Here is a 16,595-nt window from a genome sequence, read left to right on the forward strand (position 1 = left end):
CCCGCTCACCCCTTCGGATGAAAGCGATGACCGGATGCGCGCTCGCGACCATCCGGGTTCGGAATCACCCCTAGCTTGGTGAGCATGCTCCGACTGCGTGATCACCTCACCGCCGCCACCGCGCTGCGGTGGCTCCTCGAACCCGCGGCTGGGGCACTCTTCGTCACGATGTGGTGCTTTGCCGAAGTCGGCCGGTGGGGCAGCTACCTGCCCTTCTACGCCGCGCCACTGATCTACGGCGTCGCCATCGGCATCTCGCGGCGGTTCCCCCGGGTAGCGATCGGCATCGGGCTCCTCGTCCCGCCCCTGCAGCTGACCTGGGCGATCCCGATGGCGGACTCCACGGGCTGGCCCGTCCACTTGGGCATGCCCATCGTGGTGTTCTTCGTCGCGCTGAGCACCGTGGGTCTGACCCGCTGGATCGCGCTGGGAGCCGGCGTCGTGCACGGCATCGGGATCGCGTTCCTGTTCGTGTATGCGGGCCAGTGGCTCCTCTGGTCTGGGCCGCTCGGCGGTGGCACGATGGGGTACCTCTCCGGTGTCAACAACTACACCCCGAGCGGCGAGCTCGTCTATCAAGAGGGTTGGGACGGACCGACGGAGGGGAACAACGTCGCCCAGGTCATGTCCGACGATCAGGGCAACATGCAGTTCATGAGCGTCGGTGGGCCCATGTCCGAGCTCATGCTTCAGACGGCCGCGCAGCTGGCGTTCATCTTCGCGCTCGTGGCCGCGGCGGCCTGGGTTCTCGGCGTCGCCATCCAGTACGCCATCAAGCGCAGCCGCGACCAGGCCATGCGCGCCGCCCTCGCCGGCGAGCTCTCGGCGTCCTCCGCGGAGGTGCTCGTCCTCCAGGAGCGCTCCCGCATCGCTCGCGAGGTCCACGACGTGCTCGCCCACTCGCTGACCGTGACGATCTCGATGGCCGACGGCTCGCGGCTGCTGCGCGAGTCGCGCGGGGAGCCCGCCGACGATCTGCAGAAGATCGCCGACAACGCCCGCAGCACCCTGCTCGAGTTGCAGGGGCTGCTGGAAGGCATCGGCGGCGAGGGGTCCGCGCCGCAGCCGAAGCTGGACGAGCTGGACGCGCTTGTCGAGCAGGCAGCAGAGACCGGGTTGATCGTTGAACTGCGCAACCTCGGAGAACGGAAGCGCCTGTCGCAGGTGCAGGAGCTGAGCGTGTTCCGCATCGTGCAGGAGAGCCTCACGAACGCGATGAAGCACGCCGGTTCCGAGGCGTCGGCAACCGTCTCGCTCGACTGGCGCGGGGCGGGGCTCTCGCTGAACATCGTCAGCATGGGAGTGGGCGACGACGACTCCAAGGCCGAACCCGCGGAACGTTCTGGCCTCGGCGTGGCCGGGATGCGCGAGCGCGCTCGCCTCGCGGGAGGTTGGCTGACCGCCGGGGCAGAGCCTTCCGTGAACCAGACCAGCGGCCATCAGACGTTCGTGGTGACGGCGTTCATCCCGACGCAGGACATCGTGCCGAAGGTCACTACGACCGAGGACGAGCCAGGTGCCGCGGCGGCCACGGTTGAGACCGCATCCGATGAGGAGAAGCCGTGATGGACGACGCCCCCACTCAGCCCGTCACGGCCGTCGGGGCGCAGTCGCAGCAGCCCCCGCGCATCCGCATCGCCCTCGTCGACGACCAGGAGCTGTTCGTCTACGGCATGCGGATGCTCGTGGAGTCGCAGCCGGACCTCGAGCTGATCGGCACCGCGGCGGATGGCGAGGAAGCCGTAGAGCTGGTCATTGCTGAGCGCCCCGACGTGGTGCTCATGGACATCCGCATGCCGGGCCTCAACGGCATCGCCGCGACGAGGCGCATCTTGGAAGCTGCGCCGTACGCCGATGAGACCGGGCCGCGCCCGCGCATCGTCATGCTGACGACGTTCCGGCAGGATGAAGCGGTGCTGCAGGCCATGCACAACGGCGCGAGCGCCTACGTGACGAAGGATGCGACGCCCGAGATGCTGCTCGACACGATCCGCGCCGTGCACGCTGGCGACGCCCCGACCATGCCGGTCGGGCGTATCGCCCGCGGCGCCGCCCCGACCGCGGATCCCGCCGAGATCGCCCCACGCCCGGACCTCGCGATCGCTGCCCTCTCACCCCGCGAGCGCGAGATCTTCCTCCTCGCGGCGAAGGGGCTGCGCAACAGCGAGATCGCGGCAGCCGCGTTCGTGAGCGAGGCGACCGTGAAGACGCACGTGCGCAACGTGCTCGCGAAGCTGGAGCTGTCGAGCCGCGCGCAGATCGTCGTGTTCGCCTACGAGCACCGCCTCGTCACGGGCTGACCGACTTCCTGACGCACGCCCGCGGCGGCCCTCCCGAGCGCAGAGCTTGGGCTCGGTCGGGCGTCGCGCGAGGCTGAACCGGCGGCGCTGCTTCGACGCACCTCGACTTGACACCGCTGTCCTCACGGACAAAAGTACAACTGGTACAGACCAGTGAGTCATCTCGAGAAGCGGAGCCCGCAGAATGATCATCAGCGCCGCGAACGTCATCACTCAGGAACGTCATCTCTCGCCCGGCTGGGTGGAGATCAACGGCGACTCCCTGCTCAGCGTTGCCGCGGGGCGGCCCCCGGCCGACCGGGGCGACGTCGTCGACCTCGGGGACGCGACGATCGCGCCCGGCTTCGTGGACGCGCACGTGCACGGCGGCGGCGGCGCTTCGTTCGATGGCGGCGATCGGGATTCCGCCGCGAAGGCGGCACGCACGCACCTCGAGCACGGCACGACCTCGCTCGTCGCGAGCCTCGTCACGGACGCGGTCCCGGCGATGTGCGATTCGATCTCGGGCCTGGCGACGCTCGTCGAGGAGGGGACGCTCGCGGGCATCCACCTCGAGGGGCCGTGGCTCAGCCCCCTGCACCCGGGCGCCCACGCGCAGCAGCATCTCATCGCGCCGAACGGCGAGGACATCGCCACCCTCCTGAAGGCCGGGCGCGGTCACGTGCGGATGGTCACGCTCGCGCCTGAGCTGCCAGGTGGCCTCGACGCCATCCGGACGCTCACCGAGGCCGGGGTGGTCGCGGCGATCGGGCACACGGATGCGACGTACGACGTCGCCCGTGACGCACTCGACCAGGGCGCTACGGTCGGCACGCACCTGTTCAACGCGATGCGGACGCTGCACCACCGCGAACCCGGCCCGGTCGCGGCGCTCCTCGAGCACCCTGACGCGGTGATCGAGCTCATCGCGGATGGCACGCACCTGCATCCCGCGGCCCTCCGCCTCGCCGCGGTCGCGAAGCCGCACCAGTTCATGCTCGTCACCGATGCCATGTCGGCGGCGTGCATGCACGATGGCGACTACGTGCTCGGCTCGCTCGATGTCGAGGTGCGGGGCGGCGTCGCCCGCCTTACGGAGGGCGGCGCCATCGCCGGGTCGACGCTCACGATGGCCCAGGCCGTGCAGTACGCCGTCGGCGTCGCCGGCCTGCCGCTCGTCGACGTCGTGCGCGCCGCGACTGCGACACCCGCCGCGACCCTCGGGCTCGAGAGAGTCGGTGCGCTGGTCGCCGGGAACTCTGCCGACCTCGTCGTCCTGGATGCGTCGCTTGGCGTGCAGCGCGTCATGCGGCGCGGCGAGTGGGTGCGCTGAGCGTCACCGCTCGGCCGCGGCCCGCTGAGGCCGCGTCCACCCCCGGCGTCGAACCGCCTCAGCCGTTGCACCGTGTTGGCTTTTGCTAACTCTGATGGGTTTTTACCCATCACCAGTCACCGAAACCCATCACGCGCATCCGGAAAACCCATCAGCGTCGCCGGAACCCATCAAACTCGGGCGCGGAAACCACCAGCGACGCGAGAACCCACCACGAACGCCCGTGGCGCGGATCGGCCTGCGACAGCCGATCTGCGCCACCGGCCAGGTGGGCCCGCCTACGCCTGCGGCTGCACCCCGGCGCGGTGCTCGACCGTGTACCGGTAGTAGTCGGCCATGGTGAGCTCGGATGCTGCGGCTTCGTCGATGACGATCGTCGCGCGGCGGTGCAGCTGGAGCACGGAGCCGGGCCACATCGAGGAGACGGGGCCTTCGACCATGGCTGCGACGGCGCGCGCCTTCGACGCGCCTTGGGCGACGAGCACGACGCTTCTCGCGTCGAGGATGGTGCCGAGTCCCTGGGTGAGGCAGTGCACCGGCACGTGTTCCGGCTTGTCGAAGAAGCGCGCGTTGTCGTCACGCGTCTTCGGGGCGAGCGTCTTGACGCGGGTGCGCGAGGAGAGCGAGGACGTGGGCTCGTTGAAGCCGATGTGCCCGTTGGCGCCGATGCCGAGGAGCTGCACATCGACGCCTCCCGCGGCGAGGATCTTGGCCTCGTAGTCGACGCAGGCCGCGTCGAGGTCGGAGGCGAGCCCGTCTGGGACGTGCACGCGTGCAGGGTTCAGTCCGAGCGGTTCGACGACCTCGCGCCCGACCACTGCGTGGTAGGACTCCGGATGCGATCGGGGGATGCCGACGTACTCGTCGAGCGCGAAGGCGGTCACCCGGCTGAAGTCGAGTCCCGCGTCCCTGCGGGCGGCGAGCGTCCGATACGTCTCCAGGGGGCTCGAGCCCGTGGCGACTCCCAGCACTGCTTCCGGGTTTCCCGCGACGACATCCGCGATGCGTCCGCCTGCGAAAGCACCGACTTCTGCCGGCCCGGCCATGATGACAACTTCCATGCGCTGCTCCTAGGGATCGACGAAGATCGGTGTTCCTCAGCCCAGTCTCATGGATCGCGAGCCTGATCAGCGAGGCGTGTTGCGCATCACCTTACCGACAATCCCCCGAGTGGTCTAGTCCAGAAGAACGGAAGGGGTGAGCTGCCGAACCCGGCAGCCCACCTCTCGACCCCGGCGACGGGTCAGCCTCAGCGCAGCTTCAGCTCGATGTCGCCGCCGCCGAGCACGATGACCGGCGTGACGGCGGGATGCCCGGCCGCACGGATGGCCTCGAGGTCGAACCGCAGCAGCGGGGTGCCCTCGGTGACCACATCCCCGACCGAGACGAGGGTCTCGAACCCCTGACCCTTCATCTCCACGGTGTCCACGCCGACGTGGACAAGCACCTCGGTGCCATCGCCGAGCGTCATCGCGACCGCGTGGCTCGTCGGGAAGAGGTGAGCGACCGTGCCGTCGGCAGGAGCCCACACGGTGTCGCCCGCCGGCTCGACTGCGACGCCTGGCCCCATGATGCCCTCGGAGAAGGTCGCATCCGGAACCTCGGAGAGCGGCACGACCCGGCCGGCGACCGGCTGACGCAGCGTGAGCACCGTCTTCGTGGCGACGCCGCCCTGCGAAACCTCGCCCGCGCCTGCATCAGCCGCGACGACCGGCGCGGCGACTGCCCGAGCTGGAGCTTCGACGCGGCCGGCGATGAGGTCCTCCATCGCGTCCTTCACGAACTGCACCTCGAGGCCGTAGATGACCTGCACGGACTTCCCGCCCGGCTTCATGATGCCCGCAGCCCCCGCGCGGCGGATCGCCGCGTCGTCGACCTTCGACACGTCGGCGATCTCCATGCGGAGCCGCGTGGCGCAGTTGTCGAGCTCGAGCACATTGTCCTTGCCGCCGAGCCCCTTGAGGATCGCGGAGGCCTGGCTCAGGAACTTCGACGACCCTGTCGACGTCTCATCCACTTCGACTTCCTCGTCTTCACGACCCGGCGTCTTCAGGTCGAAGCGCTTGATGATGAAGTAGAACGACACGAAGTAGATGACGAACCAGATGGCGCCCGCCAGGAAGATGGCCCACGGGTTCTGCGCCAGCGGGTTGACCCAGCCGAGCATGAGGTCGATGAAGCCTCCGGAGAAGCCGAAGCCCATGCGCACCGGCAGCAGCGCCATGATGAACATCGAGATTCCGGTGAAGATCGCGTGGACGACGTACAGCGCCGGCGCGAGGAACATGAACGCGAACTCGAGCGGCTCCGTGACGCCGACGAAGAACGACGCGAAGGCTCCAGACAGCAGGATGCCCGCGGTGACCTTGCGGCGGTTGGTCTTGGCCGTGAGGTACATGGCGAGTGCGGCACCGGGGAGGCCGAACATCATGATCGGGAAGTAGCCCGTCATGTACTGGCCGGTGACGCCCGCCGTGCCCGTGCCGTTGAGGAAGTTGCCGAGGTCGTTGATGCCGGCGACGTCGAACCAGAACACCGCGTTCAGCGCGTGGTGCAGGCCGAGCGGGATGAGGAGGCGGTTGAAGAAGCCGTAGAGACCGGCGCCGACCGGGCCGAGCCCGACCATCCACTCGCCGAACGAGACGAGGCCGCCGAACAGCACCGGCCACACGAAGTAGAGGACAAGCGCGACGACGAGGGATGCGCCGGTCGTGACGATCGCGACGGAGCGCTTGCCCGAGAAGAACGACAGGGCGGCCGGCAGCTGGACGTCCTTGAACTTGTCGTAGCAGTAGGCGCCGATGAGGCCGCAGATGATGCCGACGAACGCGTTCTCGATGCGACCGAAGCCGATGTTCACGTCCTCGACGGCGACGCCCTGCAGGGTTGCGACCGTCTCAGGGCTCAGGAGCCGCGTGACGACGAGCCAGGACACGAGTCCCGCGAGCGCGGCGGTACCGTCTGGCTTCGATGCCATGCCGATTGCCACGCCGAGCGCGAAGAGCAGGGGCAGGTTGTCGAGGAGCGCGCCTCCCGCTGCAGTGAAGAAGGCCTGGACGAAGTTCTCACCGGCCGTGTTGAGGATCCAGTACCCGATACCGGACAGGATGGCCGCTACCGGCAGGACAGCCACCGGCAGCATGAGCGACTTGCCGAGTTTCTGGAGATATTTCATGACGAGACTCCGTGGTCAAAGGAAAAGTTAGGGGGACTCTACTTGGAAAATCCGCCCTGGTATAGACCAGAGTTCGTCGGTGGTGCCGTTTACTTCACGAGAAGGGCAGCGTGAGGCGCTCCTGCAGGGGGAAGGTGAGCTCGAAACGATCCGCCGGGAACGTCGCACGCGAGTACGACATGGGCAGGCCACGGGCAATCGCGGCTCGCGTGAGGCGCAGAACCGGGTAGCTCGCGGCGATGCCGAGCACCTCGATCTCCTCCGGGCTCGGCAGCGTGGCGGTCACCACCTCGACACCCTCCGTCGGCAGCAGGTCGAGGGTCTCGAGCATCTCGTAGAGGCTGCCCTTCGCCGTCTCCTCGTTGAGCTGGGGAACCAGCGCCGCGGGAAGCCACTCGTCCTCGAGCGCGAGCGGGCGGTCATCGCCCAGGCGCAGCCGGCGCAGGTGGATGGTCTCGGCGCCCCGTGGGAGCTGCAGGTGCTCATCCACTTCGGCCGGGCGGTCGGAGCTCCGGACGAACGACAGCACCTGGGTCTCGGCGCGCATCCCGTGCTCGCGGACGGCGCTCGCGAAGGACCGCAGCCGGACCTGCAGGGACACGGGCGGGGCGAGCTTCTCCGTGCCGATGCCGCGCTTCGTGCGGACGAGGCCCTCGCGCTCGAGGACATCGATCGCTGCACGCACCGTCATCCGCGCGACTCCGAGCTCCGCTGCGAGCGTGCGCTCCGAGGGCAGCAGCTCGCCTGGCGAGAGCGAGGCGGCGAGGGCGCGAACACCCTCGAGAGCTGTTGAACCACTGAGCCTTGCCATGTCGCAAGTATCCCATCGCGTCCGGACCCGGGCGTGGTCATCCGGCTCGCGATCGCCGCCCCCGCATGCGCGGTGGGTCACTTTACGCCCGTTCGCGGCCTCGGGATGGGCTGAAACTGACCCAACGATCAGCTGGGATGTATGGGCGGCAGCGGGAGCCATGTCGCTCGATCAGGCGCGTGCCGCGCTCCTGCGTACCGCGGGGTCTCGGGCGATGGCACTGATGTTCTCGGTGGCCGCCCAGGAGGAGAGCAGCCGCAGGCCTTCCTCAGATGGGCTTGCGGGGAGTGGCGTGTAGACGGTCATCGTGTGGCCGGGGTCGTCTTCGAGGTCCATGGCGTGGTAGTTCAACTCGAGGAGTCCGACCACTGGATGCTGGAACTGCTTCGCCCCCGAGTAGTGGCGGCGGACGTCATGCGCGGCCCAACGGGTGCGGAACTCGTCGCTGCGGACGGAGAGCTCACCGACGAGGTCGGTGAGCCGCTTGTCGAACGGGGATCGGCCGGCTTCGCGGCGAAGGATCTCGACGTTGACGTTCGCCGCGCGCTCCCAGTCGGGGTAGAGATCGTGCGCCCGCGGGTCGAGGAAGATGAACCGGGAGTGGTTCGCCGGACGCGCGCTGCTCCGGTACATCTCGGAGTAGAGGGCGAAACCGAGGTCGTTGGCGGCCACGATGTCCATGCGGTTGTTGCCGATGATGGCGGCGGCTCCCGTTATCGAGTCCAGGAGATGCTGCGCGGTGGGGCGCAACCCGGTGGCACGCGGCTTCGCGGGGCGCACCTGCGCCCCGAAGTTCGCGGTTCGCGCGAGGTCGCGGAGGTGATCGTGTTCGGCGCGGCTGAGCTGCAGCACTCGAGCGACGGCATCGAGCACGTTGTCGGAGACGCCGGTCAGGTTCCCGCGATCGACACGGGTGTAGTACTCGACACTCACCCCAGCGAGGCGCGCGACTTCGTCTCGGCGAAGCCCGGTGACACGTCGTCGCGTCGTCCCAGGGTCGATGCCCGCCTGTTCCGGTGTCAGCCTGCCGCGGCGGGAGCTGATGAATTCTCGTACTTCGCTCCGGTTGTCCATGAAGGTCACGCTACGACGCGGACCCGAGCCTAGGGGTACCTCTGCTGGAACCCCTTTGGCCCGCCCCTCCCTCCTTCTTCGCACGAGGCGTTGACTGCAGGCATGAGAGAACCGAGCCTCGGTCCCTCGGAGAGGAGCACATGAGCACCATCGCGCCAATCGGAACAGCGAGACGGCTCTCGTTCCCGGTCGTCCTGCTCGCAGTGGGCGCCCTGCTCACCGGATGCGCGAGCACCGCAGCGCCAGGCAGCAGCACCACGGCGGCGGTGACGACCGACCCGGGCCAGGTGACGGACCACGAGCCTTCGCCCACGGAGAGCCAGGTCCCCGAATCGGAGGAATTGACGAACATGACGACGAACATCACCATCACCATGGGTGACACCACGGTGCGCGGAACGCTCGACGCGAACGCCACGACTGCCGACCTCATCGCGCAGCTGCCCCACGAGCTCTCCTTCGAGGACTTCGGCGGGCAGGAGAAGATCGCGACGCTCCCGACGGCGCTCTCGCTGGACGGGCTGCCCTCCGGAAGCGATGCACCAGCAGGAACCCTCGGGTACTACGCGCCGGACCAGGGCCTCGTCCTGTATTACGAGTCGGTCGGCTACTACCCGGGCATCATCCCCCTCGGCACGTTCGAGGGCGTCGAGGCGGTCCGTGACGCAGCGCCGTCGACTGGAACGGTGTCCGCGGAATGACCTCCCTGCAGTCGCCGACCTCCGACGTCCCGACGGTCCGGAACAGCGCGGAGCCCACCAAGCTCCGGTTGATGGCGCTCGTCGTGCTCGCCCTCATGGGGTTCATCCTCGTCGCCATGGAGACCATGCCCGCGGGCCTCCTGCCCGAGATCGCCGGCGAGCTGGGCGCCTCGGAGGGAATCATCGGATTGTTCGTGAGCGCCTACGCCCTTGGCACCGTCGTCGTGACCATTCCGGCCATCTCGCTGACGCGTCGATTCCGCCGCAAGCCTCTTCTCCTGGTCGGCATCGCGGGGCTTCTCGTCGCGAATGCGGTCACCGCGATCTCCTCCGACATCGCCTTCTCGCTGGGGGCGCGGTTCGTGGCGGGGGCGTTCTCTGGCGTCATCTGGGGCATGCTCGCCCCGTATGCGATCCGCATCAGCCCACCCGCTAGATTCGGTGCCGCTCTCGCGATCGTGTCGATCGGCGCACCCCTGGGGTTCGCGTTCGGCACGCCGCTCGGCGCGTGGATCGGCGCCGTCTCGGACTGGCGTTGGTCGTTCGCGGGCCTGTCTGTGCTTGCTTTCGTCGTCGCCGTCGCCGTCATCCTCTGGGTGCCGGACGCCCCCGGGCAGCGAGCGGTCGCTGGACTGCCATTGGTGAAGGTCTTCGGGCTGCGTGGTGTGCCGATCGTGCTGTCGGTCATCTTCGTGTGGATGCTCGCCCACAGCACCATCTACACCTACGTTGCTCCATATCTTCGCGAGACAGCGACCGGAATCACGCCGGACCTCATGCTGCTCGTCTATGGAGTCGCCTCGCTCGTCGGCGTGGCCGTGACGGGCCTGCTCCTCGACCGACACCCGCGGGCGCTGCTGCACCTGAGCGTCCTGGCCTTCGTCGCGGCGGGCGTGGTGCTGCTCGCGGGGCGGGCCTCGGTACCGGCGTTGCTTGCCGCCGCAGCCCTCTGGGGTGTCAGCTTCGGAGGTGCCTCGCCCCAGCTCCAGAGCGCGCTCACTCGCGCCGGTGGAGAGAACTCCGACGTCGCGAACTCCTTCCTCCCCGTCGCCTTCAACCTCGCGATCTTCGGAGCGGGGATACTGGGCGCCGGACTGCTGGGGGCGTACGGCGCGATGTCGCTTCCCGGCGCGATGATCGTTCTCGGCGCGGTTGCCCTGATCTTGACGTTCTCGGGCCGGCGCTCGGCCTTCTTGCCGTCGACGCCTCGATCAGGCGGGATCCGAGATGCGAGGTGATCGGGCAAACGTCTCGGCGATGCCCGAGCGTCAGCTCACGGTCGGCCAGCCAGCATCGTCGAGCGCCCGCCGTGCGTCTTCGCGGGGTGAGTACGGCAGCCGCTCGGCTCCGATGATGCGGTAGTCGGTGAGGCCGGGGCCGGCCCAGAGGATCGTGTCTCCTTGTCCACTCCTGGCGATGGCGGTGCGGATCGCGGCCGCCGGGTCCGGGATCTCGAGGACCTCGGCGCGGTCGTCGGCGCGTGCGGCTCCCGCCAGGAGTGCTGCACGAATCGCTGACGGGTCCTCGTGGCGGGGATGATGGTCGGTGACGATGAGCACGTCCGAGTGCAGCGAGCTCATGCGTCCCATCAGCTCGCGCTTGCTCGGGTCGCGGTCGCCGTCGGCACCCATCACCATCGTGAGAGTGCCCGGCGTCACCTTGCGCAGTCCGGTCAGCGTGTGCTCGAACGCCGCCCCGTTGTGCGAGAAGTCGAGGAGAACGAGCGGCCCGGTCGCGCCGGAGACGCGCACGCCCCGCCCGGGCACCTCGACCTGGAGCCCGTCCGCGGCGAGTGCGTCGCGGATCGCGTCGAGGCGGTAGCCGGCCTCCACGAGCATCGCGATGGCAAGGCCCGCGTTGGCCGCCATGTGACGCCCGATCAGGGAGACTCTGCTGCGCAGCTGCTGTCCGTCCGGCGCCGTGAGCTCGAAGCCGGTGGACTCCGCGCTCGAGTCGGTGACTCGCAGCCGCCAGGCCGCGTTGACACCTGGATGCGAGGAGATGGTGGTCACCGGAACGCGCGCCTCGGCGGCGAGGCGCTGCCCGTACGGGGTATCGACGGAGACGACGGCCCGCCTCGTATGCGCGGGCGTGAACAGCGCGGCCTTGGCTGCGAAGTACGCGTCCATGCTCGGGTACTCGTCGAGGTGGTCGTGGCTGAGGTTCGTGAATCCGACGACGTCGAACAGCACGTGGTCGACCCGTGCGCGGCTCACACCATGGGCGCTCACCTCGACGGCGATCGCCTCAGCGCCCTCCTCGCGCATCGCCGCGAGGAGGGCCTGCAGTTCCGGTGCTTCCGGGGTGGTGAGGCGACTCGCGACGACACGGCCCCGGATGCGCCGCTCGGCGGTGCTGCTCAGCCCGGCGACGACACCGAGCTGCCCGAGCAGGGCGTGCAGCAGGTAGGTGGTGGAGGTCTTGCCGTTCGTGCCGGTGACCCCGAACAGCTGCGGGGGCGCGCGCTCGTCCTGGTACATCCACGACGAGATCGCGGCGAGCTGTGCCCGCAACCGCTCGAGCAGCACGACGGGGAGGCCGGAGGCTGCTGCGAGCTGCGCACCGGACTGGTCCGTCAGCACCGCAACTGCTCCAGCCGTCGCCGCGTCCGTCGCGAAGCGGGCCCCGTGCGCGTGGCGCCCGGGGAGGGCGACGAACAGGTCGCCGGGTGCGACGTCGAGGGATGCGACGGCAAGCCCGCCCAGCGGCACGGTCGCCTCGAGGTCGGCATCCTCGGCCGGGCTGAGGTGCTCTCCGCCGAACTCTTCGATCAGTTCGTCGAGCGTGCGACGCCCCAGCGCGGCGGGTCGGAGCAGCTTCGGTCGGACCGTCGCCGCGTCGTCCCGCACCATCACCGTGCCCGACTGTCGTTGCCGCGTGACCCCACGCCTCCGTGCCGGCGGTAGGCGAGGAGCGCCGCTCCGGCGCCGAGAAGGCCGATGCCCAAGCGCCGTGCCTGCGCGGATCTCCAGCCGTCCGTGACCGATGGGATGGGGGAAAAGCGATTCGGGCTCGACACCTTCCCGAAGCTACGCGGCGGCTCCGACGTCCCGCACGGCCTTGACTTCCCAGGCAGACTCCGTCTCGGAGTCGGTCAGCCGATGCTGACCTGCGACTTGTCGAAGGCGACGTAGCCGGCGAAGTCGTGCCCGACCTTCTCGGCCGCGCCCGCGAACGGCTCCGGGTAGCTCCAGGCGGCGTCGCGGTGCGTCTCGCCATCCGTCACCACGTCCCAGTACTGTGCGTGCCCCTTCCACGGGCACGTGTACTGCGTCGCGCTCTCGGTGAATGCCCCTGACGTCAGCGACGACGGCGGGAAGTAGTGGTTGCCTTCGATGCCGACGAGCTCGGACTCGGGCGCTTCGGCGATGACGGTTCCGTTGACAGTTGCCTTCATGATGCTTCCTCCGATGGGTAGCGAGTGGGGAGACGGGAAGCGTCGCCCCACAGGCTGGGAGAACGGTGATGCCTGTGGATGAGCGCCGCGCATACCTGGGAGAACGTCGGCAGAGCCACGGGCCGATTGCCCTACTCTCAACGGCGGGGTTCCGCGCCGGGGCTCCGCTCCCCCGCCACTGGAAGGCCTTCCGTTGTCGCACTCCGATCGCTCCCGCCCGTATCCGCTCGGCTTCAGCACCGTCGCCGGCCGCTCGAACTTCGCCGTCTACTCCGAGACCGCCGACGCCGTATACGTGTGCACGTTCGACGGGTCGGGCGCCGAGACGCGCACCCTGCTCGAGGAGCGCACGGGCCACGTGTTCCACGGTTTCGTCGACGCGCTGCAGGTCGGCTCCCGCTACGGGATCCGCGTCGACGGCCCGTGGGCGCCGGAACAGGGCCTCCGGCACAACGTGAACAAGCTTCTCCTCGACCCCCACGCCAGCGCGATCGAGGGCCAGTACAACTGGTCGCAGGCCGTGTTCGGCCACGACATGAACGAGCCCGAGCAGCGCGATGACACCGACTCGGCGGGCTCCGTGCCCCTGAGCGTCGTCACCGATCCGAGCTTCGACTGGGGTGACGACGCCTCGCCGCGCGTCCCGCTCGACCAGACCGTCATCTACGAGGTGCACGTGAAGGGGTTCACGCAGCTCCACCCGGAGGTGCCGGAGGAGATCCGCGGAACGTACGCCGGCCTCGCTCATCCCGCCGCCATCAAGCACCTCGTCGACCTCGGCGTGACCTCCGTCGAGCTGCTCCCCGTGCAGCAGTTCGTGCAAGACAGTCACCTCGAGGAGAAGGGGCTCCGCAACTACTGGGGCTACAACTCGATCGGGTTCTTCGCGCCGCACGGCGACTACGCCGCGGCGGGTGACGGCGGCGGGCAGGTCGCCGAGTTCAAGGAGCTCGTGAAGGCCCTGCACGCCGCGGGCCTCGAGGTGATCCTCGACGTCGTCTACAACCACACCGCCGAGGGCAACCATCTGGGCCCGACGCTGTCGTTCAAGGGCATCGACAACGCCGCCTACTACCGGCTGGTTGACGGCGACGAGAGCCACTACTTCGACACGACGGGCACCGGCAACAGCGTCAACGTCAGCCATCCGGCGGCGCTCGGCCTCATCATGGACTCGCTGCGCTACTGGGTGACGGAGATGCACGTCGACGGGTTCCGCTTCGACCTCGCCACGACCCTCACCAGGCAGGGCGGCGACGCGGAGCTGCACAGCGCGTTCCTCACGCTCATCCAGCAGGACCCGGTGCTCGCGCCCGTGAAGATGATCGCCGAGCCGTGGGATACGGCCGGCTACCAGGTGGGCGGGTTCCCTGCGGACTGGTCGGAGTGGAACGGCAAGTTCCGCGACGACGCCCGTGACTACTGGAACGGCAGCGACGCAACGCTCGGCACGACGGCGCAGCGCATCCTCGGCTCCCCCGACGTGTACGAGGCGAGCCGCCGCTCGCCTCTGTCGAGCGTGAACTTCATCACCGCGCACGACGGGTTCACGCTCGCCGACCTCACCTCGTACAACGACAAGCACAACGCCGCGAACGGCGAGGACAACCAGGACGGCGAGAGCGACAACCGCTCGGCGAACGGCGGCGCGGAAGGCCCCACCGAGGACGAGGCCGTCAACGAGCGGCGCGGACGCAAGCGCCGCAACCTGCTCGCGACGCTGCTGCTCTCGGCGGGCGTGCCCATGATCCTCGGCGGCGACGAGCTCGGCCGCACGCAGGGCGGCAACAACAACGCCTACTGCCAGGACAACGAGATCTCCTGGTTCGACTGGGAGGCCGTGGACGCCGACCTGCTCGAGTTCACGCGCACGCTCATCTCGCTGCGCGCCGAGCATCCGGCGCTGCGCCCAGTCTGGTTCAGGCAGGCACCGGATACGGGCGCAGACGCCACGGTGGACGTGCTGCGGTCGGATGCGCTTGGCTTCGACGACGCCGACTGGGACAACCCGGAGGCGCGCTCCATCGCGTTCGTGTTCTCGCACACGGGAGCTGACTCCTTCGCCCTGCTGCTGAACGCAGCCGAGAACGCCGTCGAGTTCACCGTCCCGGATGCGCCGCACGGCACCTGGGAGCTGGCGCTCTCCAGCGACAGCGAGCAGCTGGTCAGCGACCCCGTGACGACGCTCATGGTCAAGGAGGGGTCGTTCACGCTGCTGCGCTCGCCCGCCCAGCGCTGACCCTCACTCCCCCCGCGTGGCCTCTCCGGTGTGCACCCTCCGGAGAGGTCCACGTGTGCCCCACGTTCCCCAGCGCCAGAACCATTCGAGTGGGCCCTGCGTGAAGAACCGGAGCCAGAGCGTGCTCGCGACCCACTGGAGCGCGAGGATGCCGACGACGATGCTCAGCAGCAGGGTCCAGGAAGTGCTGCGGGGCAGGTTGAAGAGCAGGCCAGCAGCGAGCATCAGCGGAGCGGCGGCGACGTAGTTGGTGAGTGCCATCTTGCCGAGCGGCGCGAACGCGAGCTGGAGGCCGCGGGCGGCGCGGGTCGTCATGAGCAGCGACAGCAGTGCGACGTAGGCGCCGGCCATCGCGAATCCGGCGAGCCCGGATGCGAGGTCGAAGCCCGACATCTTTATGTCGCCCGCCTGCCACAGCGCGAGCGGGATCGAGGCAACGGTGAAGGCGAGCAGCGCGACGACTGAGCCGGCGCGGGACCGCCCGATCCCCTGCACGATGCCGTAGCGGGTGAGGGCCGCTCCAAGAAGGAAGACGCCCGGGATCAGCGTGAGGCCGCCACCTGTGAGCGCGAAGCTCGCGCCGATGAGGACCGCGGCGCCCACGGCAACGGCCCAGCGCGGCAGCCAGGTGCTGGGGAGCAGCACGATGAGGCCGGCGATCGCGTACGGCCACAGCGCCGAGCCGCTCTGCAGGAGCTCGAAGGGGATGCCGATGGCCAGCAGGAGCAGGAGTCGCCTGAGCAGGACCAGCCTTGGCCGTGGGGAGCGGCGCTTCGCCGATTCGAAGAAGAGCGCGAAGCCGATGCCGAAGAGCAGGGAGAAGATCGGGAAGAAGCGCTGCTGCACGAACAGCTGCAGCCACCCGCTCGGGTCGCCGAGGTTGGTGGGCTGGGGAATGCCGGTGTCGTAGCCGAAGTGCACAAGCGGGGCGATGTTGACGAACAGGATGCCGCAGAGGGCGACGCCGCGGATGACGTCGAGGGCAGCGATCCGCTTGCCGGATGCAGGCAGGGCAGCAGATGCGTCGGGCGCGGCGGAGATGCGCTCGGGGGAAGAGAGGGAGGTCAAGACGGGCCTTTCGCGGCGCGGCCCGGATCTCGGGATTGGCGCGACGACCCATCATCAGCCGGGAACTCGGCGGCTCGCGTCCTGCGCTGGAAGGACCCGCGTCATCCGCTGGGCTGACGGGACCACAGCTGCCCGGCTCCCAAGCCGGCCCCTACTCTTCGACCCAGGGCCGGGTGAGAACGGCGTCCATCTCACCGCGTACAACCTCGGCGAAGATCAGGAGAGCCTCGTTCCGGGGCACATCGGAGAGCACAAGCTCGGGGTCGTGTGGTCGTGCGGCGTGCGCGAGCACCACGGTCCCGGACGAGTAGGCGGTGACGAACCAGCCGTACGGGTCACCGGCACCGACGTCCGGCTCATCGTCACTCGCACCGTCGAGTTCGGGGAGGAGGGCCGGCAGATCCTCGACTCGAGCGGGATCCGACGAGCCGTCGAGGTGCATCACTCTCATGCCGGGCAGAATACGACCCCGCGATGGGTGCCCCCTCGGCGCGAGCGCCCGCCTGCGACATCGACAA

General features: G+C 69.0%; 14 protein-coding genes. 6 read left to right on the forward strand and 8 right to left on the reverse strand.

Going from position 1 to position 16,595, the window contains the following annotated elements:
• Positions 1 to 84 precede the first annotated feature (84 nt).
• The 3 genes from C5B97_RS16525 to nagA all read left to right on the forward strand — a co-directional run bounded on the left by C5B97_RS16525 (position 85) and on the right by nagA (position 3,612).
• Positions 85 to 1,566, forward strand: coding sequence for a sensor histidine kinase (locus C5B97_RS16525; protein WP_146080851.1), 1,482 nt, complete (start codon positions 85 to 87; stop codon positions 1,564 to 1,566).
• Positions 1,566 to 2,300, forward strand: coding sequence for a response regulator transcription factor (locus C5B97_RS16530; protein ID WP_104313105.1), 735 nt, complete (start codon positions 1,566 to 1,568; stop codon positions 2,298 to 2,300). The genes C5B97_RS16525 and C5B97_RS16530 overlap by 1 nt, the downstream gene beginning before the upstream one ends.
• Positions 2,301 to 2,484: 184 nt before the next feature.
• On the forward strand, positions 2,485 to 3,612 hold the full coding sequence (gene nagA, locus C5B97_RS16535; protein WP_104313107.1) for an N-acetylglucosamine-6-phosphate deacetylase: 1,128 nt from the start codon (positions 2,485 to 2,487) through the stop codon (positions 3,610 to 3,612).
• 278 nt (positions 3,613 to 3,890) lie between these two features.
• Here nagA and nagB read toward each other — a convergent pair whose 3' ends face one another.
• The 4 genes from nagB to C5B97_RS16555 form a co-directional block, all read right to left on the reverse strand.
• On the reverse strand, positions 3,891 to 4,673 hold the full coding sequence (gene nagB, locus C5B97_RS16540) for a glucosamine-6-phosphate deaminase (RefSeq protein ID WP_104313109.1): 783 nt from the start codon (positions 4,671 to 4,673) through the stop codon (positions 3,891 to 3,893).
• Between the two features lie 188 nt (positions 4,674 to 4,861).
• On the reverse strand, positions 4,862 to 6,787 hold the full coding sequence (gene nagE, locus C5B97_RS16545) for an N-acetylglucosamine-specific PTS transporter subunit IIBC (protein WP_104313111.1): 1,926 nt from the start codon (positions 6,785 to 6,787) through the stop codon (positions 4,862 to 4,864).
• Between the two features lie 94 nt (positions 6,788 to 6,881).
• Positions 6,882 to 7,598, reverse strand: coding sequence for a GntR family transcriptional regulator (locus C5B97_RS16550; RefSeq protein WP_181027056.1), 717 nt, complete (start codon positions 7,596 to 7,598; stop codon positions 6,882 to 6,884).
• Positions 7,599 to 7,769: 171 nt separating this feature from the next.
• Complete coding sequence (locus C5B97_RS16555) at positions 7,770 to 8,672, reverse strand: helix-turn-helix transcriptional regulator (RefSeq protein WP_104313467.1); 903 nt, start codon at positions 8,670 to 8,672, stop codon at positions 7,770 to 7,772.
• A 140-nt stretch (positions 8,673 to 8,812) separates the two neighbouring features.
• Here C5B97_RS16555 and C5B97_RS16560 point away from each other — a divergent pair, with 140 nt between their 5' ends.
• Entirely contained in the window at positions 8,813 to 9,373 is a 561-nt protein-coding gene (locus tag C5B97_RS16560) for a cyclophilin-like fold protein (RefSeq protein ID WP_104313115.1), read from the forward strand.
• Entirely contained in the window at positions 9,370 to 10,611 is a 1,242-nt protein-coding gene (locus tag C5B97_RS16565) for an MFS transporter (RefSeq protein ID WP_104313117.1), read from the forward strand. Before C5B97_RS16560 ends, C5B97_RS16565 begins: the two co-directional genes overlap by 4 nt.
• 30 nt (positions 10,612 to 10,641) lie before the next feature.
• On the opposite strand, the gene C5B97_RS16570 is transcribed toward C5B97_RS16565, so the two are convergent.
• Both C5B97_RS16570 and C5B97_RS16575 read right to left on the reverse strand, forming a co-directional pair.
• Complete coding sequence (locus C5B97_RS16570; protein ID WP_258068350.1) at positions 10,642 to 12,225, reverse strand: Mur ligase family protein; 1,584 nt, start codon at positions 12,223 to 12,225, stop codon at positions 10,642 to 10,644.
• Positions 12,226 to 12,467: 242 nt separating this feature from the next.
• Positions 12,468 to 12,770: a DUF427 domain-containing protein gene (locus tag C5B97_RS16575; RefSeq protein ID WP_104313119.1), complete on the reverse strand. Its 303-nt coding sequence runs from the start codon at positions 12,768 to 12,770 to the stop codon at positions 12,468 to 12,470.
• A 193-nt stretch (positions 12,771 to 12,963) separates the two neighbouring features.
• Here C5B97_RS16575 and glgX point away from each other — a divergent pair, with 193 nt between their 5' ends.
• The gene (glgX, locus tag C5B97_RS16580) at positions 12,964 to 15,009 is read left to right on the forward strand and encodes a glycogen debranching protein GlgX (protein ID WP_104313121.1); all 2,046 of its coding nucleotides are present in this window, start codon (positions 12,964 to 12,966) and stop codon (positions 15,007 to 15,009) included.
• Positions 15,010 to 15,012: 3 nt separating this feature from the next.
• On the opposite strand, the gene C5B97_RS16585 is transcribed toward glgX, so the two are convergent.
• Entirely contained in the window at positions 15,013 to 16,077 is a 1,065-nt protein-coding gene (locus C5B97_RS16585) for a DUF418 domain-containing protein (RefSeq protein WP_258068329.1), read from the reverse strand.
• Positions 16,078 to 16,228: 151 nt separating this feature from the next.
• On the reverse strand, positions 16,229 to 16,528 hold the full coding sequence (locus tag C5B97_RS16590) for a hypothetical protein (RefSeq protein ID WP_146080852.1): 300 nt from the start codon (positions 16,526 to 16,528) through the stop codon (positions 16,229 to 16,231).
• Positions 16,529 to 16,595 lie beyond the last annotated feature (67 nt).

The organism is Pseudoclavibacter sp. RFBB5 (assembly GCF_002931555.1).
Classification (GTDB): domain Bacteria; phylum Actinomycetota; class Actinomycetes; order Actinomycetales; family Microbacteriaceae; genus Pseudoclavibacter.